Here is a 21,432-nt window from a genome sequence, read left to right as displayed (position 1 = left end):
ACCCCGGATTTTTCATTGAAAAGGAGCTGTCATGATCGCCCTCCAAACCCTGCGCCGGCTATTTCTCGGCAGCACAGTGCTTCTCCTGCAACTGCCGAACCTGGCCCAGGCCGAAACGCCCATCGCCGCGCTGCCCGTGGTCAAACCCGCCATCAGCTGCGCGGCCCTGACCCGGGTTGATCTGCAGGCAATCGGCGGCAAGGGCAGCCAGGTGGTGTCGGCCAGCGAAACCACCAGCAATGGGGTTACCGCCTGTGAAGTGCAAGGCACGCTGGCGCCGAGCATCGGTTTCAAGGTCATGCTGCCAACCCACACCTGGACTCAGCGTTATCTGCAAGTGGGTTGCGGCGGCCTGTGCGGGCGGATTTCATTGCAGGTGGGCGCGGCCGAAGGCTGTGCCCCCCTGAACAGCGGCGGCTTTGTGCTGGCAGCAACCGATATGGGTCACGAGGGCATGGACAACAGTTGGGGCAACGATGCACAAAAACGTGCTGATTTCGCCCATCGCGGCGTCCACCTGACGGCACTGGCCGCCAAGCAACTGATTGGCGCCTATTATGGCCAGCAACCTGCGTACGCTTATTTTACCGGCTGCTCCGATGGCGGGCGCGAAGCCCTGATCGAAGCCCAGCGCTATCCCGACGATTTCAACGGCATCATTGCCGGGGCGCCGGCATTGAATTTTCTGGTGCAGAATTCGATTTATCATGCCTGGCAGGCCCGCGCCAATCAGGACGGGGAGGGCAAGGCGATTCTTGTCGCCTCGCGCCTGCCGATCCTGCACCAGGCTGTGCTGCAGCAGTGCGACGCGCTGGACGGGCAGGTCGATGGTCTGATCAGCGACCCCCGGGCTTGCCGTTTTGATCCTGCAACTGTGCAGTGCAAGGCCTCTGCGACGGATACTTCGGACTGCCTGAGCGCCAGGGAGGTGGAGGCGGCCCGAAGCCTTTATGACGGCCCGCGTGACCCGGCTACCGGTGAACGCCTGACCATTGCCGGGCCACAGCCGGGTTCCGAACTGGCCTGGGCCGGGGTGTTTGTGCCGGACAGCGTCGATCAGCCGATCAACAGTGAAAAGATGGCCCTGGATGTCTTGCGCAATCTGGCCTTCGAGCGCAATCCGGGAGCAGATTACAGCCTGGCGGACGTGAAGTTTGATCGCAGCACCCTGGATCAATTGCGCGCCCTGCACCCACTGTATGACGCCACCAACCCGGATCTGTCGGCATTCGCAGACCGCGGCGGCAAGCTGATCCTGTGGCACGGTTGGGCCGATCAGCATATCTCGCCACTGAACACCATCGCCTACCACCAGGCGGTGCAGGTGCAGATGGGCAAGTCGAAGGCCGAGTCCTTCGAGCGGCTTTATCTGCTGCCAGGGGTTTACCACTGTGGTGGCGGTGAAGGCCCGAGCCTGCTGGACCTGCTGACACCCATGATGTCATGGGTCGAAAAGGGTCAGGCCCCCGCTGCCATTGTGACCTTGCAGGCCAGCAGCAAACAGGCCGCTGCCAGCGAGTTTGGCGCACCGACCAATCTGCGGGGCCGGGCTGCTGCGGACCAAAAACCGTCAATGATGGCGCCCCGGTCTGTCGCCCAGGACCCTGCCAACGACGGGCGTACACGCCTGGTGTTTCCGTACCCGGATGTGGCGGTGTATGACGGCAAGGGCGATGTTAAATCGGCCGACAGTTATGTGCGCAGCCCAAACGCGGTAGATGAAAAAACCCCGCAGTGGCTGGGCTCGGACTTTTTCACGCCCTATGCACCGCTGCAACGCTGAGGTCTTCAGCCCTCGGCACTGCGCGCCAGGCTCTGGATGACCTGGGTGAGGATTTCATCCGATAATGGCACATCACTGCGTCGCGCCTGGCGATACTCGCTGGGGGTACTGCCCGCGTATTGCTTGAATGCGCGGGCGAAGTAGGAGGGGTCCTTGAAGCCGACTTCATAGCCGATACTGGTAATGGGCATCTGGCTGTTGTCGAGCAGGTCCTTGGCGCTGTCCATGCGCTTGCCCAGTATGTAGTCCATAAAGCCCAGCCCGTAGACTTCCTTGAACAGGCGGCTAAAGCGAAAGGTAGTCATGCTGCAGCGCCTGGCCAGGTCTTTCTGGTCAATGCTTTCGCAGTAATGCTGATCGATGTACTGCAGCACATTGTGCAGTGCGTTGTGCTTTTGATGGTCGGTGGTCAGGCGGATGCTGTCGGGCAGAGCAGGACCATGTTCGATCGGCAATGCCTTGTTGTTCCCGGCGGCGCTTCTCAATGTACACAGTTGCTCAAGGGCGTTGAGGTAACGGTTGATCTCGGCCGCACTCAAGGGCAGCACCACGTATTCCCAGACTCGCGAACGCATGGCCCAGATCGCAAGCTCTTCGGAGTGCTGCACGGTAAACATGGTGATCGGGATAGAGGGCGACTTGAGTTTGATTTCCTGCAACAGGCTGAGCCCCGCCAGGTCGGGGCAGTCAAAATGCATGCAGATCATGTCTGGCACTGGTTCGCGGTGTTTGTTGGCCCAGGCCCGGGGGGTGTCCAGCAGGCAGTGGCAGGCGGAACGAAAGGGCAGCATGAGGGCTTCAGTGGATTGATTGCGGGTAAGGTCGAACCATAGGAGATGAGGTTGTTTGACAGCTTCAGATTTCATTCACCTAATCCTTTCTTGTGCAGAGCGCTGTCGGGTTGATAGGTCGAATCAATATGTACGCGCACTTTCAAGTTGGTTTTTAATTGGATCCGATCAGGGTGTTTGCCTATCTAATTAGTGCAAAAAAATCCTGCTGTTCGACAATAAACTCCTAACCGCTCCTTCCACCGATGGCTAGCCTTCAATCAGGCGGTGCATTTAGTAATCGCTTTGGGCAAGCCACTCGAGTGAGGTGAACAAAATGAACTTGCAAACCATTAAAACTTCCGTCCAGGCCTTTATTAAGGATGAGAACGGCCTGACCATTGTTGAATACGCCGTGGCCGGTGGCTTGATAACCCTGGGGGCGGTTGCGGCATTCGTCACCCTGGGTGGCAACGTCAAGGACGCCATTACCAGCCTGGGGTGTGCGGTCAAGGGTACTACCTGCTGATGCACGGGCAATGATCACTGGGGCTTGGCTCCTTTGCAGTTGCTGGCTGCCGGTTTGCAGCGCCAATGATACCAACCCGTACATAAGTATCGCTGTTGCGGTGAGGTTGTGAAGATTAAATCCTGCTATGAAACCCCCGGCTTAGTCTGTTGCGCTATACGTCCCCTCTAGCCCAGCACCCTTAAGCCGGTTTTTTTGTGCCTGATTAGTTGTAGTACGGATTGCATATAAAGAGTCTGTTAGTGGCAGTTACCTGCTCTTGAATAGGTGGGGTTTAACTGTTTCTGGGTAATGTCAATAAAGTCCTAGCAGTCAGCAAAAATCTCCTAACCCTCAAATAACCCTCTGGCTAAGATCCAATCAAGCAGCGCAAATAGCCCTGCTTCTTGATATCAAACATTGAGTGAGGTGGACGAAATGAGCCTGCAATCAATCAAGACTTCCGTAGTGAAGTTTATCAACGACGAAGATGGCCTGACCATTGTGGAATATGCAGTGGCAGGCGGGCTGATAACACTGGGCGCTGTCGCCGCGTTTATCACCCTGGGCGGCAATGTGAAAACAGCAATCACCAGTCTGGGATGTGCTGTCAAGGGCACTGTCTGCTAACACGATGTCTCCTGTTGAGGGTGCAGCCATGAGCGAGTTACTGATTGCTCCTGTCGTATTGCTTTTAGGGCTGCTGGGAGTTGCGGTGGTGAGCGATCTTCGCAGTCACCGCATTCCCAACCTTCTTGTTTTGCTGGGGCTGGTACTGGGCCTGGTCGGCCAGACCTGGGCCGCAGGCTTTATCGGGTTGGGGCATTCACTGCTGGGCATGCTGATCGGTTTCGGAATTTTCCTGCCCATGTACGCCGTTGGCGGGATGGCCGCCGGGGACGTCAAGTTAATGGCCATGGCCGGCGCATTTTTAACCCCCCATGACGCCCTCTGGGCTGCGTTTTTCAGCCTGATTGCAGGTGGGGTATGCGGGTTATTGATCGTCCTGGTGCAGGGCCAGGCCCTGCAAACCCTGGGCCGCTACTGGTTGATGCTCAGGGCACGCGCCTACTTCCCCCCCCACGCTGCTGAAGTGGCCGGCAAACCTTTCCCTTATTCGGTCGCCGTTTTGCTCGGCACCTTGGCCAGCGTCTTTTGGCTGACCTTGGGCCACTAGTTCAGGAGAACACCATGTACGCCATCAGCAGCAACCGTGTTTCTCTCGATGAGCGCGAAGCGGTACAACTACTGGCTCCACAACCACGGACCATCCTTGAAACCGGATTGGCAGACAATTTTCTCGGTGATCTGGTGTGCAAGCATTTATACGATGCGGGTGTGCTGGACATGGTGCAGCTGGTGGCGCGACTGGCGCTTACCGGTGCGGTAATGGAAGAAATCCTCACGTTCCTGCGCAAGGACCGTCGCGTCGAAGTACTGGGCCAGGCAGGGGGGCAGGCCATGCGCTACGGCTTGACCGAGCGCGGCCGCAACAGTGCCCGCGATGCCCTGGCCCGCAGTGGCTACATAGGTGCAGCGCCTTACCCGGTGAGTGCCTACCGCTCGCTGCTGAAGTTGCAGACCATTCACCACGGGCGTATCAGCGCCCATGACATGCACCACTGTTTCGGTTCGATGGTGCTGGCGCAAAGCATGCTCGATCAACTGGGTGTTGCCTTGAATTCCGGGCGCGCCATCATGATTTACGGGCCTGCGGGTACCGGCAAGACCTATGTCAGCAGTCGGCTGATCCGCTTGTTTGCCGAAGCGATCTGGGTGCCCCATGCCATCGCCATCAATGAATCGGTGATCGAGATCTTTGACCCTCAGGTACACAAGCGCCTGGGCGATGACGAACATCAAAACGGCTTGATGCTCAACGAGGGCATAGACCGCCGCTTGCTGTGCTGCGAACGGCCGATCGTGATCACCGGTGGTGAGTTGACGATGGAACAACTGGATGTGCGTTATGACCCTTATGCCCGTCAGTACCAGGCACCGTTGCAACTCAAGGCCAGTAACGGCCTGCTGATCATCGACGATCTGGGGCGTCAGCGCATGACCCCGGGCGAGTTGTTGAACCGCTGGATTGTGCCCATGGAAGAGAGGCGAGACTTCCTCAACCTGGGGGGCGGGCGCCACTGCGAACTGCCGTTTGACCTGATCCTGGTGTTCTCCACCAACCTCAATCCGCTGGAGCTGGCTGACGAAGCATTTTTGCGGCGCATTGGCTACAAGCTGCAATTTGGCTACCTCAAGCCTGGCGAATACGAACGCATCTGGATTCAAGAGACGCAGCGCCTGGGTATCCCCTATGACCCGCTGTTGCTCAGTTTCGTGCTGCACGACCTGTATGGCGCCGAAAACATGCCCCTGGTGCCATGTCATCCCCGGGATCTGTTGAATATGGCGTGCGATCGCCAGCGTTATCTGGAGGGGGCGGGGCCACTGACTACTCAGGAGCTTGAGTGGGCGTGGCGCAACTATTTCGTCCAACTCGATTTTCTTGGCTAAGGAGTTACCGTCATGAACTCGCGCACGCTGACTTTGATTGTCCTGTCCGTGATCCTCGGGCTGGGGGCTACATGGATGGCCAATAACTGGCTCACGGCACGGCTGAACACCAGCCCTGACGATAACCAGCAAAACGTGGTGATTGCCACGGTGGAAATCGCTTTCGGGCAGATGATCGAGCCCCAGCAAGTGACGGTGGTGCGCATGCCCAGGGATGCAGCCCCCGAAGACGCCTTCGACACCACTGAAAAAGTGGTCGGCAAGATCGCCACCTTCTCCCTGCTGCGCGGCGACATTCTGCGGGGGGCACGGTTGGCCGAGCATATGGGTGGCAGCACCCTGGCCTCGCTGATCGAACCCAGCAAACGGGCCATCTCGGTGCGGGTGGATGACGTGGTGGGCGTCGGCGGCTTCCTGCTGCCGGGTAATCGGGTCGACGTGCTGGCAACCCGGCAGGTTGGTAGCGAAGGTAATGCCGAGTCGAAGACCATTCTCCAGGACCTGCGGGTACTGGCTGTTGACCAGACCGCCAGCACTGACAAGACCCAACCGGTGGTGGTGCGTGCGGTAACCCTGGAGATGACCCCCGCCCAGGCCGAAGTGCTGGTCAAGGGCATGAGCGCTGGCAAGGTGCAACTGGCCTTGCGCAACCCTCTGGATAACAACAAGACACCCATTGCGGCTGAGCCCGTTGCCATGGCGGCGCCGGTACTGCCGACCGTGATGGCCAAGCCGGTGGCTCGCCGTCGTGCACCGGCCAATGACGGTGGCGTGATTGTCATCCGCGGTGTCGCGGCCACGGTAGAAAAGGCGATGTAGAGGGCCGGGCAGCGGCCGCGCAAGACTATCAAGGTGAACCATCATGAACGCGCGTATCCAACAGCCCCACACCGCGTTTCCCCGGCAACAGCGCGGCGCCATGCTGGTCCTGGTGGTGATTGCCATGGCTTCGCTCTTGTTGATGGGCGCCCTGGCCCTGGACGGCAGCCATATGCTGCTGAACAAGACCCGGTTGCAAAACGCCGTGGATGCGGCGGCGTTGAGCGGGGCCAAGACGCTCAGCATGGTAGTGGGGGCGACCGGCTCGGCCAGCCTGACGCAAACAGCGGCCCTCAATACCCTGAGCCTCAATGCCAATGCGACGGGCAACGAGGAATTGGGCAGGGCCATCACGGCCAACCCGTCAGGCTTTGCCTCGGTAGAACTGGCCACCAGTGTCTACGGGCCGTTTTCTTTCCCGGGGCCGACCAATGCGACCTTTGTTCGGGTCACGGTGAACAACTATCCCCTGAGCAGTTTTTTCTGGGGCGTATTCCAGGCGCTGGACAACGGTAACGCCACCGGCAAGGCCGTCGCGGCGGTGGCCACTGCCGGGCCCAGCCCGAGCAGCGGCCCCTGTGATCTGACGCCGCTGCTGGTGTGCGGCAACCCTGCGCAGAACAATCCGGCTGCGGGGATGTTCTGGGGTTTCACGTTCGGTGATCTGCAGGTACTGAAAACTGCCGCCAACAACAATTCGCCCATCGGTCCGGGCAATTTTCAGCTGCTGGATTTCGGTTCGGGCGGCAAGACGGTCAGGGAAGCGTTGGCGGGGGGGATCGACCAGTGCAATATCGTCGGTGCAACTGCCCAGACCAAGCCGGGCAACACCGTGGGCCCGGCTTCCCAGGGCCTCAATACGCGCTTTAACGAATACAAGGGTGGCCTCAGTGCTTCTGACTATCCGCCGGACCTGGTGGTTACCGTCAATCCCAAGTCATTTACCTACGCCGGGTCGCCTGCGCCGATTCTGTATGACGGCAATACGGTCACGTCCAGCAGCGGCAACCTGTCCACCAGCAGCGGTGCCCTGTACGACTACAACAACTGGAAGCAGGACGAGGCAGCTTGTGTGGGCGGCGGCGCCGGTTGCCAGGGCAATGGTGTATTTGAACGACGGATCCTGAAAATCGTGATCGGCGATTGCTCGGGCAAGAACGACGGAGCCTCGGCGATTCCGGTGCTGGGCTTTGGCTGCTATTTCGTGATGCAGCCAGCCGCTCAGCAGGGTAATGAAGCGCAAATCTTCGGCCAGTTCGTCAGCGTGTGCGAAGGCGACAACGTACCGGGTCCCAACCCTGCGGCCAACGCCGGGCCACAGGTGATCCAGCTGTACAAAACCTATATCGACAACAACCAGACGCCGAGCACCGACTCCTAGGAGGTCTCATGAGACGCTGTGGATTCAGGTCGTCCCGCGCCCAGCGGGGCCTGGCGATGGTCGAACTGGCGCTGACCCTGCCGCTGCTGGTGTTGCTGATGCTGGCCTTCGCCGAGTTCGGCCGCATGCTGTTCCAGTACAACAGCCTGCAGCAGGCCAGCCGTGATGCCGGGCGTTATGTGGCCAGCCAGGCGTGGAACGCCACCCTGGGCACGCTGGACCTGAACGCGGCGCTGGTCACCAAGACCAAAAACGTTGCCGTTTATGGCCTGCCGGCCAACCCCAACGGTTACCCGGCGGCGGCACCAGGCCTGACCACCGGTGATGTCACGGTGAGTGCGGTGGGCACCAACCATGTACGGGTCAGCATTGCCTACACCTTTGTCCCGGCGCTCGGCAGCGCCATTCCTGCGCTGTATGGCAGCAGCGTGCCACTGGGCCTGCTGTTGACTTCAACGGTCGTAATGAGGGCCTTGTGATGAACCGCAAACGCATGGGTGGCGTGTATATCGTCGAGTTCGCCATCACCGCTCTGGTGCTCTTCACCCTGCTGTTTGGCGCACTGGAAATGGGCCGGCTGTACTTCACCGTCAATGTGCTGAGCGAGTCGGTGCGTCGCGGCGCGCGGCTGGCAGCGGTGTGCAATATCCAGGACCCGGTCATCCTGCGTCGTGCCATGTTCAACACGGCGGGCAATGCCGGGCCAAGCAGCCTGATCGCCAGCCTGACCAGTGCCAATCTGAACCTGATCTATCTGGACGCCAACGGTGCAGTGGTCTCCAGCCCCAATGATCTGGTGGGGGCCGGCGGTTTTGCCGCCATTCGTTATGTGCAACTGCAGGTGACCAACTTCAGTTTCAATCTGTTGATCCCCGGCTTCAGGGGGGTCTTCATTCTGCCCACGTTCAGGTCGACCGTGCCTCGTGAGAGTCTTGGTCGCCAGCCTGATCCGGCGGTTACACCGGGGATTACGCCATGTTAAGTGTCCGAGAAGTGACGGCGGCTACGTCATCAGACCGCCAGGGAATGCGCCTGTTGATCAGCGGCCGTGATGCCGCGGCCTTGAATCATCTCAAGGCCTTGAGCCAGGGCATAGCCCACTTGCAGGTGAGTACGCGGCTGGTGAGCAATGGCCACACTGACCCGCTCTACGGCCTGGAACAGCAGCCTGATTTTCTGCTGTTGCGCGTCAGTCATTTATGGCGCGAGGAACTGGCGGCGTTGTTGCAGCATCCGCTCAAGGAGCGTCCGCCACTGCTGGTGTGCGGGTCGCTGGATGAGCATGAAGGCATGCGTATGGCCATGCAGGCCGGGGCCCGTGACTTTTTGCCGGAGCCAGTGTCGGCCGAGGACTTGCAGTCGGCGCTGGAGCGCATGCAGCTGGAGCAGCACAGCGAGTATGGGAGCAAGGGCAAACTGGTGTCGGTGATGAATGCCAAGGGCGGTTCGGGTGCCTCGATGCTGGCTTGCAATCTGGCTCATCAATTAAGTGTGCAGGGCGGCAGAACCCTGCTGCTGGATCTGGACCTGCAATTCGGCAGCCTGGCTCACAGTCTGGATGTGTTGCCCACCCACAGCCATACCGATGTGCTGCAACAGATCGATACCCTGGACAGCGTGGCGCTGCGTGGTTTCTGCAGTCATTTCAGCCCCAGTCTGCATGTGCTGGGCGGCCGCACCGATGAGCTGTGCCTGTCCCAGGAAATTCGCCTGGAGCAACTGGACAGTTTGCTGAAACTGGCGCGCAGCACCTATGACTGGGTCGTGGTGGATTTGCCGCGGCATATTGATCACCTCACCGGCATCACCCTGGAACAGTCGGACCGGGTCTATATCGTGCTGCAGCAAAGCTTGAGCCATCTGCAGGACGCCAACCGCCTGGTGCGCATTCTGCGCGACGACCTGGGCGTGCAGGGCAATCGTCTGCATGTGGTGCTTAACCGCTTTGACAAGGCGTCGCCCTTTAAACCCAAGGACATCAGCGAAGCCTTGCGCTGCGCGGAACTGCAAAAGTTGCCCAATGACTATGCGGTGGTCAGTGAAAGCCAGAATACCGGGGTGCCCCTGGAGCTGCATGCTCCCCGTGCCAGCATCACCTTGAGCCTGCGTGAGCTGAGCCAGAGCCTGATCGGCATCGAGGCCACTGAAGCAGGTTTGCTCAAACGTACTTTCAGCCGTCTGTTCGGAGGATAAGCCATGCTCAGCGACTTTCGTAATCGTCTGCGTCAGCAAGCCGGGAAGCTGGCCTCCGCAGAAGTGGTGGCACTGCCTGTCGAGGGCGCCGATTGCACCAGTGTATTGATGGCCTGGGAAGCCAGCGTGCCGGATGTGGTGTATGAAACCCGCACCAAGCTCAGCTCCATGGAGGCCGAGTGGCGGGAGAAGATTTACCAGCAGTTGCTCAAGGTCATGGACCTGTCCTTGCTCGACACCCTGGAGCTGGCCGATGCAGGGCGCCAGATTCGCGAGATCAGTCAGCGCCTGCTGGATGAATACTCGGCACCGGTCAGTGCCAGCAGCCGTCAGTTGATTATCAAGCAGATTACCGACGAGGTGCTGGGCCTCGGGCCGCTGGAGCCGCTGCTGGGTGACAGCAGCGTATCGGACATTCTGGTCAATGGTTTTGACTCGGTGTACGTCGAGCGCTTCGGTAAATTGCAGAGAACCGATGTGCGCTTTCGCGACGATCATCATCTGCTCAATATCATCGACCGTATTGTCTCCAGCCTAGGGCGGCGTATCGATGAGTCCTCGCCCCTGGTGGATGCACGGCTCAAGGACGGCTCGCGGGTCAACGCGATCATCCCGCCGCTGGCCATCGACGGGCCGAGCATGTCGATCCGCCGCTTCGCCGTGGATCTGCTCAATACCCAGAGCCTGGTGCAGATGGGCACCCTGACCCCGGCCATTGCCCTGATGCTCAAGGCCATCGTGCGCGGGCGGCTCAATGTGCTGATCTCCGGCGGCACCGGCAGCGGCAAGACCACCATGCTCAATGTGCTCTCCAGCTTTATCCCGCACAACGAGCGCATCGTCACCATTGAAGACTCCGCCGAGCTGCAATTGCAGCAGCCCCATGTGGTGCGCCTGGAAACCCGGCCCTCGAATATCGAGGGGCGTGGCGAGGTGGGTCAGCGTGAACTGGTGCGCAACAGCCTGCGTATGCGCCCTGACCGGATCGTGATCGGTGAGGTGCGTGGCGCCGAGGCGCTGGATATGTTGACGGCCATGAACACCGGCCACGACGGGTCGCTGACCACTATTCACGCCAATACGGCCCGCGACGCGCTGGGGCGGATCGAAAACATGGTGTCGATGAGCGGCGCCACCTTTCCTATCAAAGCCATGCGTCAGCAAATTGCCTCGGCCATCGGCGTGGTCATCCAGCTGGAGCGTCAGGAGGATGGTACCCGGCGCCTGGTCAGCGTGCAGGAAATCAATGGCATGGAAGGCGACATCATTACCATGACCGAGATCTTCGCCTTTGTACGCAGCGGCATGGGCGAAAAAGGGGAAGTGCTGGGCGAGTTCCGCTCAACCGGCATGGTGCCGGCATTTCGTGATGTGCTGGCCAAACGGGGTATTGAGCTGCCGCTCAGCCTGTTCCGGCCGGAATGGATGGAGGGGCAGTCATGAATCAGGTTCCTGGCGAATTTATCCTGGCGTTCCTGGGCATGGTGTTCACTGCCATGTTCCTGCTCAGTCAGGGTTTGACCATTCCGGTGTTCGGTGAGGCCAACCAGGTGCGCAAGCGCATTCGCGGGCGCCTGAACCTGCTGGAGCGGGCGAGTAACCTGCCCAATATGCAGTCGATCCTGCGCCAGAAATACCTGCGGCGTCTGCCACCCCTTGAGGCCCGCCTTGAGCAGTTGCCGATGATGGAAACCCTGGCGCAGATGATCGAGCAGGCCGGCCATGAATACAGGGCCTACCGCGTGTTGCTGCTGGGGCTGGTGCTGGCTACGGCGGTGGGGCTGGTGCTGTGGTCGTTGTTGCAGCTGTGGTGGGTGGCGTTGCCGGCGGCGTTTGTCTGCTTCTGGCTACCCATCTGGAAGATTTCCCACGATCGCATCAAGCGTTTTGCCCAGTTTGAAGAGGGTTTGCCCGATGCGCTGGATGCCATGTGCCGGGCTTTGCGCGCCGGGCATCCGTTTAACGAAACCCTGCAACTGGTTGCCGAAGAGCATCACGGGCCGGTGGCTTACGAGTTCGGCCTGGCCTTTGCCGATATCAACTATGGCAATGATGTGCGCCGGGCCATGCTCGGCCTGCTGGAACGGGTGCCCAGCATGACGGTGATGATGCTGGTGACCACGGTGCTGATCCACCGCGAAACCGGCGGCAACCTGACCGAGGTGTTGACCCGCTTGAGCAGCCTGATCCGCGGGCGCTTTCGCTTCCATCGCAAGGTCAAGACGCTCTCGGCTGAAGGGCGGATGTCCGGCTGGATTCTGGTGTCGATGCCCTTTGTGCTGGCGTTGGCCATCCTGATTTCCAGCCCGACTTATATGCCCCTGCTGTTCAAGGAGCCCATGGGCCAGAAGCTGATCATGGGGGCTTTTGTGGCCATGATCATCGGGATTTTCTGGATTCGCAAAATCATCCGGATTCAGGTTTGAACACGGCTCGCCCTGGAGGGTGACATGAACTATTTACTCGAACTGATCAACCGGATGGTGGGTAACGAGCAACTGACCCGCATGCTGTTTGCCGGGCTTATCGGCCTGAGTGTGGTGTTGGTGGTGGTCACCCTGGCGGTGCTGGTCAAGGGCCTGCAAAGCCCGGTACAGCGGCGCTTGATGTTGATCAAGCGCGGGCATGGTGTCGACCACCGGGCGCCGCCGAGCAATCTGCAAATGATGCTGGAGCAGGTCGGGCAGCGTTTCAGCTCCGGTGAGACCCGGGGGGCATCGGCCACCCGGACCCTGCTGATCCATGCCGGTTATCGCTCTCCGTCTGCGGTGCAGGTGTACTGGGCGATTCGTCTGCTGCTGCCACTGCTGCTGATGGGTATTGCGCTTCTGGCATTGCCGTTTATTCCCAACATGTCGCTGCTGCTGGGGGGCGGCATCCTGGCAGTAGCGCTCGGGGTGGGCTGGTTGATACCGGCGATCTATGTCAGCTCACGCAAGAAGTCGCGCATGTCGCGGTTGCTCATTGCCTTCCCGGATGCCCTCGACCTGATGGTGGTGTGTGTGGAATCGGGCCTGGCCTTGCCCCAGGCTATTGAACGGGTGGCCGAGGAAATGGCCGTCAGCCAGCCTGACCTGGCCATGGAACTGGCGCTGGTCAACGCCGAGGTGCGTGCCGGGGTGCCCAGTACTGAGGCGCTCAAGCACCTGGCCGAGCGTACCGGGCTGGAAGATATTCGCGGGCTGGTGAGCTTGCTGGCACAAAGCATTCGCTTTGGTACCAGTGTGGGGACGACCCTGCGGATTTATGCTGAAGAGTTTCGCGATCGGCGCACCCAGCTGGCTGAAGAAAAGGCCGCCAAAGTCGGTACCAAGCTGGTGTTTCCACTGATCTTCTGCCTGTGGCCGAGCTTTTTCCTGGTGGCCATCGGGCCTGCGATCATCAGTGTGTTCAAGGTGTTCGGCAAGATTTAAGTAGAAAAGCAAGGCGGTACGCACGAACGTGTGGAACACCTGATAAGAAAAATCGATACCCGCTTAAGGATTTCCCAGAGGCGGGGCAGGCATCGGCGGCCTTAGAGTCATGCCCAACAGTTCGACTGTTGGGCATGACTTTTTTTGGCCTGCGCTTATGCCAGTGCCAGTCGCAATTTCTACAAAAATAATAAGGTGGAAAACATGACTCACGAAACGGTCGATATCAAGGCCTGGATCGATGACAGGCCCGTCGCCAAATACCAGTGGTTGATTCTTGCACTGTGCTTTTTCGTTGTGTTGTTCGATGGTTTCGATGTGGCGGTGATGGGCTTTGTCGCACCGTCACTGATCCAGGAATGGGGCCTGTCACGCGCTGCTTTCGGCCCGGTGATGAGCGCGGGAATGGTCGGGCTGGCCATTGGCGCCCTGACTGCGGGGCCATACGCCGACCGTCTGGGGCGCAAGAAAATCATGCTGTTTGCCGTGACCGGGTTTAGCGTGCTGAGCCTGGCCTGCGCTTTTGCCCGTAATCCCTATGAGTTGGCAGCCCTGCGCCTGCTGACCGGGGTGGCGCTGGGGGCGGCGTTGCCCAATACCACCACACTGCTGGCTGAATACTTGCCGGAACGCAACCGCTCGCTGTTTATCACCATCATGTTCACCGGTTTCAATATGGGCTCCGGACTCGGCGGCTTTGTCGCAGCCTGGTTGATCCCGAGCCATGGCTGGCAGTCGGTGCTGCTGTTTGGCGGAATCATGCCGCTGCTGCTGTTGCCGTTCCTGTGGTTGCTGCTACCCGAATCCGCACGTTTTCTGGCGGCCCATAATGCCTCGGCCAGCCAGATTGCCAAGGTGCTGAACAAGCTGGGCGGCACTTTCACTGCCGCCACCCGGTTTGTCATGTCCGAACCCCAGGTGCAGCACAAAGCGCCAGTGCGCATGCTGTTCACCAGGCAGTACCGCTTCGGCACGCTGGCTCTGTGGTTGACCTATTTCATGGGCCTGTTGGTGATCTACCTGACCATGGGCTGGATGCCGACCCTGCTGCGTGACGGTGGTTTGTCCATCGAGCGTGCCGCCACCATCACCGGGCTGTTCCAGATCGGCGGCACGGTGGGTGCCATCGTGGTGGGCTGGGCAATGGACCGACGCAATCCCAATGCCGTGATCGCCACCTCCTATGCCCTGGGCGGTGCCTTTATCCTGCTGCTGGGGGCATTCAGCCTGGAGTCCAGCCTGCTGGCCGTGGGCGTGATTGCCGCAGGCTTTTGCATGAGCGGAGCGCAAACCGGTCTTAACGCTTTTGCGCCGGGCTACTACCCGACCGACTGCCGCGCTACCGGCGTGAGCTGGATGTTGGGCATTGGCCGTTTTGGCGCGATTTTCGGCTCGCTGATCGGCGGTGCGGTGCTCAGCCTGGGGCTGGACTTACCGTTACTGTTCGCGATGCTGGCGGTGCCGGCCTTTATCGCTGCGTTGGCAATCATGGGCAATGGCCGGGCACGGCAACGGGCTGTCAGCCGTGCGGTGCTGGCGCAATAAACTCTTATTATTCAAGGAATTCGTCATGGCTCGCATCATAGGTGGCCTCGCTGTATCACACACCCCGACCATCGGCTTCGCCGTTGATCACGACAAACAGAACGAGGCCGCCTGGGCACCAATATTTGATGGTTTTGAACCCATCAAGGTGTGGCTGAAAGAGCAGCAGCCGGACGTGCTGTTCTACATTTTCAATGACCATGTGACGTCGTTTTTTTTCGACCACTACGGTGCGTTTTCTCTGGGGGTGGATGAGCGTTACGAAGTAGCCGACGAAGGCGGAAATCCGCGCGCGTTACCGGGAGTCGGCGGGCATGCGGCCCTGTCCCGGCATATCGGCGAAAGCCTGATGGCCGATGAATTCGACATGAGTTTTTTCCGTGACAAACCGCTGGATCACGGTTTCTTTTCGCCCATGTCGGCGCTGCTGCCCCACGAGCCGCACTGGCCGGTGCAAATCGTGCCGCTACAGGTCGGCGTGTTGCAGTTCCCCATTCCCAGTGCGTTGCGCTGCTACAAGCTGGGGCTGGCGCTGCGCCGCGCCATCGAAAGTTATCCAGAGGATTTGAAGGTCGCCATCGTCGCCACCGGCGGGGTTTCCCACCAGGTGCATGGGGAGCGTTGCGGCTTCAACAACCCGGAGTGGGATGCGCAGTTTGTCGACCTGCTGGTCAATGATCCGGTGCGTTTGACTGAAATGACCCTGGCCGAGTTTGCCACCCTTGGCGGCCTGGAGGGGGCAGAGGTCATTACCTGGCTGATCATGCGCGGTGCGTTGTCGGCTGTGGTGAAAAACCTGCATCAGGATTACTACCTGCCGTCCATGACCGGGATTGCCACCCTGTTGCTGGAGAACCAGGATCGCCCGGTGCCGGCCGAGGCCAATGCCCGTCATCGGGCACATATGCAGCACCAACTGGCAGGGATCGAGAAGTTGCCAGGCACTTACCCCTTCACCCTGGCCCGCAGTGCCAAGGGCTATCGCCTGAACAAGTTTTTGCACCGCATGATCGAGCCCGAATGGCGCCAGCGCTTTTTGGCCGGGCCTGAGGCGATGTTTGCCGAGTCCGGGCTCAGCGAAGAAGAACGTGACCTGTTGCGTCGTCGCGACTGGCGCGGGTTGATCCACTACGGAGTGATTTTCTTTGTGCTGGAAAAACTCGCGGCGGTATTGGGTATTCCCAATCTGCAGGTATATGCCGCCATGCGCGGCGAAAGCCTGGAAGACTTTATCCAGACCCGCAATCAGCAAGTGCTCTATTCAGTGGCGGGCAAAGCTTCGCGCTGATCGTGTTGCCCCCGCAAAGGGGGCGATTAACCAATACAAACGGAAAACAATAACAATGACTGTCACCCTCAACTCACGCAATTTCTGCGCGTTGGCGCTTGCCTGTGCGTTGCCTTTACCAGGCCAGGCGGCCGGCTTTGTCGACGATGCCAGCGTCAACCTGAACCTGCGCAATTTCTTTATCAACCGCAATTTTACCAACCCGGGCAATGCCCAGGGGTTGGCTCAGGAATGGACCCAGAACTTTATTCTGGACGCCAAGTCGGGTTTTACCCAAGGCACTGTCGGCTTCGGGGTGGATGCGCTGGGCCTGTATTCGATCAAGCTCGATGGCGGCAAGGGCAGTGGTGGCACCCAATTGTTGCCGGTGGGCAGTGACGGGCGCCCGGCTGACGATTTCGGGCGTCTGGCGGTGGCCGGGAAAATGAAAATCGGCAAGACCGTGCTCAAAGTGGGGGAGTGGATGCCGGTGCTGCCGATCCTGCGTTCCGATGATGGTCGCTCACTGCCACAAACCTTTGAAGGCGCTCAGGTAACCTCGCAGGACTTTGATGGCCTGACACTGTACGGCGGCCAATTCCGCAAAAACAGCCCGCGCAACGACTCGAGCATGGACGACATGTTTATGCAGGGCAAAGCGACGGTTACATCCGATCGCTTCAACTTTGTCGGCGGCGAATACACCTTCAACGAAAAACGCACGATGGTCGGCTTGTGGAATGCCGAGCTCAAGGACATCTACCAGCAGCAATACCTGCAAGTGACCCACAGCCAGCCGCTGGGCGACTGGACGCTGGGGGCCAACCTGGGTTACTTCCGGGGTACCGAAGAGGGCAGTGCCAAAGCCGGCAACCTGGATAACCGCACGGTGTCGGCGCTGCTTTCGGCCCGTTATGGTGGCAACACGTTCTATGTGGGCCTGCAAAAGGTCAGCGGTGATGACGGCTGGATGCGGGTCAATGGCACCAGCGGCGGAACCCTGGCCAATGACACGTACAACTCCAGCTACGACAGTGCCCGGGAGAAGTCCTGGCAGTTGCGCCACGACTACAACTTTGCAGCGCTTGGGGTGCCCGGCCTGACGTTGATGAACCGCTATCTCAGTGGCAGCAACGTGCATACCGGCACCATCACAGATGGCAAGGAATGGGGGCGTGAAACCGAGCTGGCCTACACCCTGCAGAGTGGCACGTTCAAAGACCTCAACCTGCGCATCCGCAACTCGACGATACGCCGCGACTACAGCACCAGCGAGTTTGATGAAAACCGTCTGATTGTCAGCTATCCGTTGAATATTCTCTGACTTCGGGTTATTTCACGGATCACGTCCATCAACGCCTGCGCCACCGGTGAGTGCAGGCTGGCGGTGCGTGAGGTCAGGCCGATGGCGCGGGAGGTATGGCGCAGTTCCAGCGGCAGGATGCACAGCTCGCCACTGGCGATTTCAGGCTCCAGTTGGTGTGCGGACACCGCCGCGAGCATGTCCGAGCGCAGCAGCAGGCCGCGGATGATAGCCATGTCGCCGCTCTCGACCGCCGGGCGCGGCGGCGCAATGCCAAATGCCGTAAAACAGTCGTCGAGCATATGTCGCGCCGGCGAGCCGGCCCGTGGCAGTACCCATTGCGCATCAGCCAGTTCGGCCTGCAAGGCACTTTTCGAATACAGCGGATGACCGCGTCGCGCCAGCACCACCATCTCCTCCGTCAGCAAGGCCTCGCCCGACAGGTCGCTGGCGTACGCTGTCGAGCGCAAGGCGCCGAAAATAAAATCGACATCGCCCGCGCGCAACTCGGTGGCCAGCAGATCGAACGGACTTTCGTTGGTGATCACCTGGATGCCGGGGTGTTCGCGCATCAGGCGCACGATGGCCTCGGGCAGGATGCGGGTGCGGCCCAAGGGCAGGGCACCCACCTGAACCACGCCCTGCAGCGCTCCCTGCAGGGCGCTGATATCGGTGTCGATATGGCGCAGTTCATTGAGGGCGCGGCGCACCGGGAACAGGATGTCGAGGCTGGCGCGGGTGGGCAGCAGGCCCCGTGGCGTACGTTCGAAGAGGGTTTGGCCGCAACCGCTTTCGAGCACCTTGAGGGTCGAGCTTATGGCCGGCTGGCTCAGCCCGAGCAGGCTGGCGACAGTCTGCATATGGTGGGTTTCGCACAGTTTGACAAAGACTTGCAGGCGTCGGGCCTGAAACAGGTACAGCGGCTCGTTCTGGGCTTTGTCTGCACCGTTGAGCAGCTGCGGGACGCTGTCCAGTTCGGCCAGCACGCGGCGGGCGCGAGGCAGCAGGCGGGTGCCGTAATCGGTCAGGCGCATGCCGTTGGCATGGCGCTCAAACAACAGCACGCCGAGGCGAGCCTCCAGTTCGGAAATCGAGCGGGTCACGACCGACTGTGCCCGGAACAGGGCTTCAGAGGCTTTGGACACACTGCCGTAGTCGGCCACCCGGACAAAGGCGCGCACGTGCATCAGGCTGGGTAGCTCACTCGGCTGCATGGGGGCAGGCTCTTTGATTGGGCAATACGGTGGGACTATGCCTGCCTGGAAGATGAGCTGGCAATAAATAAAACGCATACCTGTAACAAGCTTATGCATTACTCCGGAGCGGCAGGTGGGTGCGATCCTTTGGCCAACTGTTGAAGGAGCCCGCACATGAATGCATCACCCAAAACCGCACTGGTTGTCAGTGCCCACTCGGCCGATTTTGTCTGGCGCGCCGGCGGTTCCATCGCCTTGCATGCGCAACAGGGTTATGCGGTGCACATTGTTTGCCTGTCGTATGGCGAGCGCGGTGAATCCGCCAAGTTGTGGCGCAAAGGCGAGATGAGTGAACAGCGGGTCAAGCAGGCGCGCCGCGAGGAAGCGCAGCAGGCCGCGGATATTTTGGGCGCCAGCGTCGAATTCTTCGATATCGGCGACTACCCGATGCGCGCCGACAAGGACACGCTGTTTCGCCTGGCTGATGTGTTTCGCCGCGTGCAGCCGGAGTTTGTGCTCAGCCATTCGATCAAGGACCCGTACAACTACGATCATCCGCTGGCCATGAACCTGACCCAGGAGGCACGCATCATTGCTCAGGCCGAAGGTTACCGGCCGGGCGAGAGAATCATCGGGGCACCACCGGTGTACAGCTTCGAGCCGCATCAGCCGGAACAGTGCGAGTGGCGCCCGGATGTGCTGCTGGATATCACCGATGTGTGGGACAAAAAATACGCGGCCATTCAATGCATGGCCGGTCAGGAACATCTGTGGGAGTACTACACCCGTGTTGCTTTGCAGCGCGGGGTGCAGGCCAAGCGCAACGTGGGTATCGCCTCGGGGCGCAATATCGAGTATGCCGAGGGTTACCAGAGCATCTTCCCGCGTGTGACGGAGAACCTGGCATGAGCGAACTGATGGGTAAAACCGGCCTGGTCGTGCGCAATATACCCCGTGCCGACGCGGCGCTGGTCAACGAACTGGGACGCTACGGGGTGGCCACGATCCATGAGGCCCAGGGCCGCAAAGGCCTGTTGGCCCCTCGCATCACACCGATCCAGCGCGGTACGGTGATCAGCGGCACGGCAGTGACAGTGCTGGTAGCGCCAGGGGATAACTGGATGTTCCATGTTGCCGTGGAGCAATGCCAACCCGGCGACATTCTGGTGGTGGCACCGACTTCACCTTGTACCGACGGTTATTTTGGCGATCTGCTGGCCACCTCGCTCAAGGCCCGTGGTGTGCGTGCACTGATTATCGATGCGGGAGTTCGCGACACCCATACCTTGCGTGGCATGGGCTTCCCGGTGTGGTCGCGGGCCATCAGTGCCCAGGGCACGATCAAGGAAACATTGGGCTCGGTGAACCTGCCGATCATCTGCGCCGGGCAACTGGTCAACCCTGGGGATGTGGTGGTGGCGGATGACGACGGGGTAGTGATTGTGCGCCGCGTCGAGGTGGCGAAGGTGGTCGAGGCCAGCCGCGAGCGGGCTGATCTGGAAGACCACAAAGCCCTGCGCCTGGCCAAGGGCGAGCTGGGGCTTGATATCTATAACATGCGCGGGCGGCTGGCCGAGAAAGGCCTGCGTTACGTCGACAGCATTGAAGAACTCGGGGGCTGAGCATGACCCAGACCCGCATTCCTTGCCTGTTGATGCGCGGTGGCACCTCAAAGGGCGCGTATTTTCTGGCCAGCGACTTGCCCGCAGACCCGCTGTTGCGTGATCTCGTGCTGCTGGCGGTCATGGGTTCGCCGGACAGCCGGCAGATTGACGGCATCGGTGGTGCCGACTCGCTAACCAGCAAGGTTGCAATTATCCAGCCGTCTGCCCGGCCGGACGCTGATGTGGACTATCTGTTTGCGCAAGTGCTGGTGGATGAGCCGCGAGTCGACTACGGCCAGAACTGCGGCAATATCCTGTCCGGCGTCGGGCCGTTTGCCCTTGAGCGGGGGCTGGTGCCAGTGGCGGGGGATGTGACCCCGGTACGGATATATATGCAGAACAGCGGGCAGATCGCGATTGCCCATGTGCCCACATCTTCCGGCCGTGTCTGTTACAGCGGTGATGCGCGAATCGATGGTGTGCCGGGATTTGCCGCGCCCCTGGTCGTCGAGTTCGAAGACATCGCCGGGGCCAGCTGCGGTGCGCTATTGCCAACGGGTAACGCTGTTGATGTGCTGGACGGAGTTGCAGTGACCTGCATTGACAATGGCATGCCGGTAGTGTTGCTGCGGGCCCAGGAACTGGGATGCAGTGGCTATGAAAGCCCGGCACAGCTGGATGCGGACGTTGCGCTCAGAGCACGGCTTGAGTCGATCCGCATGCAGGCCGGTCTGGCCATGAACCTGGGTGATGTGCGCCAGCGTAATGTGCCGAAAATGTGCCTGGTGGCACCTGCACAGGCGGGGGGGGCGTTGTGTACACGTACATTCATTCCGCATCGCTGCCATACCAGTATTGGCGTATTCGGGGCGGTCAGCGTGGCTGCCGCGTGTTTGATCGAGGGGAGTGTGGCGGCAGGATTGGCCCGGGTAGGGAAGGGGGATGTGCGGCAACTTTCGGTAGAACACCCGACAGGAGAGTTCACGGTGGAGCTGCGTTTGCACCACGGCCAGTTGGCTGGGTGCGGGCTGATGCGCACGGCGCGGTTGCTGTTTGACGGGGTGGTGTGTGTGCCGGCGGCGGTCTGGGCAGGCTAGGACAAATGCGCGCTGGCGTGGTCTATGCTCTTGTTCCCA

At 60.2% G+C, this 21,432-nt stretch carries 21 protein-coding genes; 19 read left to right on the top strand and 2 right to left on the bottom strand.

What is annotated here, in order from left to right:
• The first annotated feature begins 31 nt into the window (after nucleotides 1-31).
• Nucleotides 32-1,783 (top strand): tannase/feruloyl esterase family alpha/beta hydrolase, encoded by a 1,752-nt coding sequence (locus GHO42_RS07670; RefSeq protein ID WP_153327471.1) that lies wholly within the window; start codon nucleotides 32-34, stop codon nucleotides 1,781-1,783.
• A 5-nt stretch (nucleotides 1,784-1,788) separates the two neighbouring features.
• On the opposite strand, the gene GHO42_RS07665 is transcribed toward GHO42_RS07670, so the two are convergent.
• Nucleotides 1,789-2,649 carry an AraC family transcriptional regulator gene (locus GHO42_RS07665; RefSeq protein ID WP_153327473.1) on the bottom strand — a complete coding sequence of 287 codons (861 nt, stop codon included), beginning with the start codon at nucleotides 2,647-2,649 and terminating at the stop codon, nucleotides 1,789-1,791.
• Nucleotides 2,650-2,890: 241 nt separating this feature from the next.
• On the opposite strand from GHO42_RS07665, the gene GHO42_RS07660 reads away from it, so the two are divergent.
• From GHO42_RS07660 to GHO42_RS07590, 15 genes are all read left to right on the top strand, one after another.
• Nucleotides 2,891-3,082 (top strand): Flp family type IVb pilin, encoded by a 192-nt coding sequence (locus GHO42_RS07660; RefSeq protein WP_095001743.1) that lies wholly within the window; start codon nucleotides 2,891-2,893, stop codon nucleotides 3,080-3,082.
• Between the two features lie 417 nt (nucleotides 3,083-3,499).
• On the top strand, nucleotides 3,500-3,691 hold the full coding sequence (locus tag GHO42_RS07655; RefSeq protein ID WP_016782274.1) for a Flp family type IVb pilin: 192 nt from the start codon (nucleotides 3,500-3,502) through the stop codon (nucleotides 3,689-3,691).
• A gap of 28 nt (nucleotides 3,692-3,719) precedes the next feature.
• On the top strand, nucleotides 3,720-4,238 hold the full coding sequence (locus tag GHO42_RS07650; RefSeq protein ID WP_095001742.1) for a prepilin peptidase: 519 nt from the start codon (nucleotides 3,720-3,722) through the stop codon (nucleotides 4,236-4,238).
• Between the two features lie 14 nt (nucleotides 4,239-4,252).
• Nucleotides 4,253-5,575: an AAA family ATPase gene (locus tag GHO42_RS07645; protein ID WP_095001741.1), complete on the top strand. Its 1,323-nt coding sequence runs from the start codon at nucleotides 4,253-4,255 to the stop codon at nucleotides 5,573-5,575.
• A 12-nt stretch (nucleotides 5,576-5,587) separates the two neighbouring features.
• Nucleotides 5,588-6,394 carry a Flp pilus assembly protein CpaB gene (gene cpaB / locus GHO42_RS07640; protein ID WP_095020918.1) on the top strand — a complete coding sequence of 269 codons (807 nt, stop codon included), beginning with the start codon at nucleotides 5,588-5,590 and terminating at the stop codon, nucleotides 6,392-6,394.
• Nucleotides 6,395-6,434: 40 nt separating this feature from the next.
• A complete protein-coding gene (locus tag GHO42_RS07635; RefSeq protein ID WP_238705536.1) occupies nucleotides 6,435-7,775 on the top strand; it encodes a TadE/TadG family type IV pilus assembly protein in 1,341 nt (446 codons plus the stop codon).
• 8 nt (nucleotides 7,776-7,783) lie between these two features.
• Nucleotides 7,784-8,254 (top strand): TadE/TadG family type IV pilus assembly protein, encoded by a 471-nt coding sequence (locus tag GHO42_RS07630; RefSeq protein ID WP_095001738.1) that lies wholly within the window; start codon nucleotides 7,784-7,786, stop codon nucleotides 8,252-8,254.
• Nucleotides 8,254-8,757 (top strand): TadE/TadG family type IV pilus assembly protein, encoded by a 504-nt coding sequence (locus tag GHO42_RS07625; RefSeq protein WP_095001737.1) that lies wholly within the window; start codon nucleotides 8,254-8,256, stop codon nucleotides 8,755-8,757. The genes GHO42_RS07630 and GHO42_RS07625 overlap by 1 nt, the downstream gene beginning before the upstream one ends.
• Nucleotides 8,751-9,968, top strand: a complete 1,218-nt coding sequence (locus GHO42_RS07620) for an AAA family ATPase (protein ID WP_095001736.1) — start codon at nucleotides 8,751-8,753, stop codon at nucleotides 9,966-9,968. The genes GHO42_RS07625 and GHO42_RS07620 overlap by 7 nt, the downstream gene beginning before the upstream one ends.
• A 3-nt stretch (nucleotides 9,969-9,971) precedes the next feature.
• Nucleotides 9,972-11,411, top strand: a complete 1,440-nt coding sequence (locus tag GHO42_RS07615) for a CpaF family protein (protein ID WP_095001735.1) — start codon at nucleotides 9,972-9,974, stop codon at nucleotides 11,409-11,411.
• The gene (locus GHO42_RS07610) at nucleotides 11,408-12,394 is read left to right on the top strand and encodes a type II secretion system F family protein (protein WP_095001734.1); all 987 of its coding nucleotides are present in this window, start codon (nucleotides 11,408-11,410) and stop codon (nucleotides 12,392-12,394) included. The genes GHO42_RS07615 and GHO42_RS07610 overlap by 4 nt, the downstream gene beginning before the upstream one ends.
• Nucleotides 12,395-12,418: 24 nt before the next feature.
• Nucleotides 12,419-13,381 carry a type II secretion system F family protein gene (locus tag GHO42_RS07605; RefSeq protein WP_095001733.1) on the top strand — a complete coding sequence of 321 codons (963 nt, stop codon included), beginning with the start codon at nucleotides 12,419-12,421 and terminating at the stop codon, nucleotides 13,379-13,381.
• A 204-nt stretch (nucleotides 13,382-13,585) separates the two neighbouring features.
• Complete coding sequence (locus GHO42_RS07600; protein WP_095001847.1) at nucleotides 13,586-14,926, top strand: aromatic acid/H+ symport family MFS transporter; 1,341 nt, start codon at nucleotides 13,586-13,588, stop codon at nucleotides 14,924-14,926.
• 25 nt (nucleotides 14,927-14,951) lie between these two features.
• Nucleotides 14,952-16,214 (top strand): gallate dioxygenase, encoded by a 1,263-nt coding sequence (locus GHO42_RS07595; protein WP_095001732.1) that lies wholly within the window; start codon nucleotides 14,952-14,954, stop codon nucleotides 16,212-16,214.
• A gap of 55 nt (nucleotides 16,215-16,269) precedes the next feature.
• Nucleotides 16,270-17,517, top strand: coding sequence for an OprD family porin (locus GHO42_RS07590; protein ID WP_095001731.1), 1,248 nt, complete (start codon nucleotides 16,270-16,272; stop codon nucleotides 17,515-17,517).
• On the opposite strand, the gene GHO42_RS07585 is transcribed toward GHO42_RS07590, so the two are convergent.
• Nucleotides 17,496-18,710, bottom strand: a complete 1,215-nt coding sequence (locus tag GHO42_RS07585) for a LysR family transcriptional regulator (RefSeq protein WP_095001730.1) — start codon at nucleotides 18,708-18,710, stop codon at nucleotides 17,496-17,498. The genes GHO42_RS07590 and GHO42_RS07585 overlap by 22 nt on opposite strands.
• Nucleotides 18,711-18,866: 156 nt before the next feature.
• Here GHO42_RS07585 and galB point away from each other — a divergent pair, with 156 nt between their 5' ends.
• The 3 genes from galB to GHO42_RS07570 are packed head-to-tail and all read left to right on the top strand — an operon-like array spanning nucleotide 18,867 to nucleotide 21,393.
• A complete protein-coding gene (gene galB, locus GHO42_RS07580) occupies nucleotides 18,867-19,601 on the top strand; it encodes a 4-oxalmesaconate hydratase (RefSeq protein WP_095019330.1) in 735 nt (244 codons plus the stop codon).
• Nucleotides 19,598-20,314 (top strand): 4-carboxy-4-hydroxy-2-oxoadipate aldolase/oxaloacetate decarboxylase, encoded by a 717-nt coding sequence (locus GHO42_RS07575; RefSeq protein ID WP_095020913.1) that lies wholly within the window; start codon nucleotides 19,598-19,600, stop codon nucleotides 20,312-20,314. Before galB ends, GHO42_RS07575 begins: the two co-directional genes overlap by 4 nt.
• A gap of 2 nt (nucleotides 20,315-20,316) precedes the next feature.
• A complete protein-coding gene (locus tag GHO42_RS07570; RefSeq protein WP_095001727.1) occupies nucleotides 20,317-21,393 on the top strand; it encodes a 4-oxalomesaconate tautomerase in 1,077 nt (358 codons plus the stop codon).
• The last annotated feature ends 39 nt before the right edge of the window (nucleotides 21,394-21,432 follow it).

Origin of the sequence: Pseudomonas sp. FSL R10-0056 (assembly GCF_009600105.1) — a bacterium.
Classification (GTDB): Bacteria; Pseudomonadota; Gammaproteobacteria; order Pseudomonadales; family Pseudomonadaceae; genus Aquipseudomonas; species Aquipseudomonas bubulae.
Note: the sequence above shows the minus strand (reverse complement) of the source record. Positions and strands in the feature narration are given on the sequence as shown.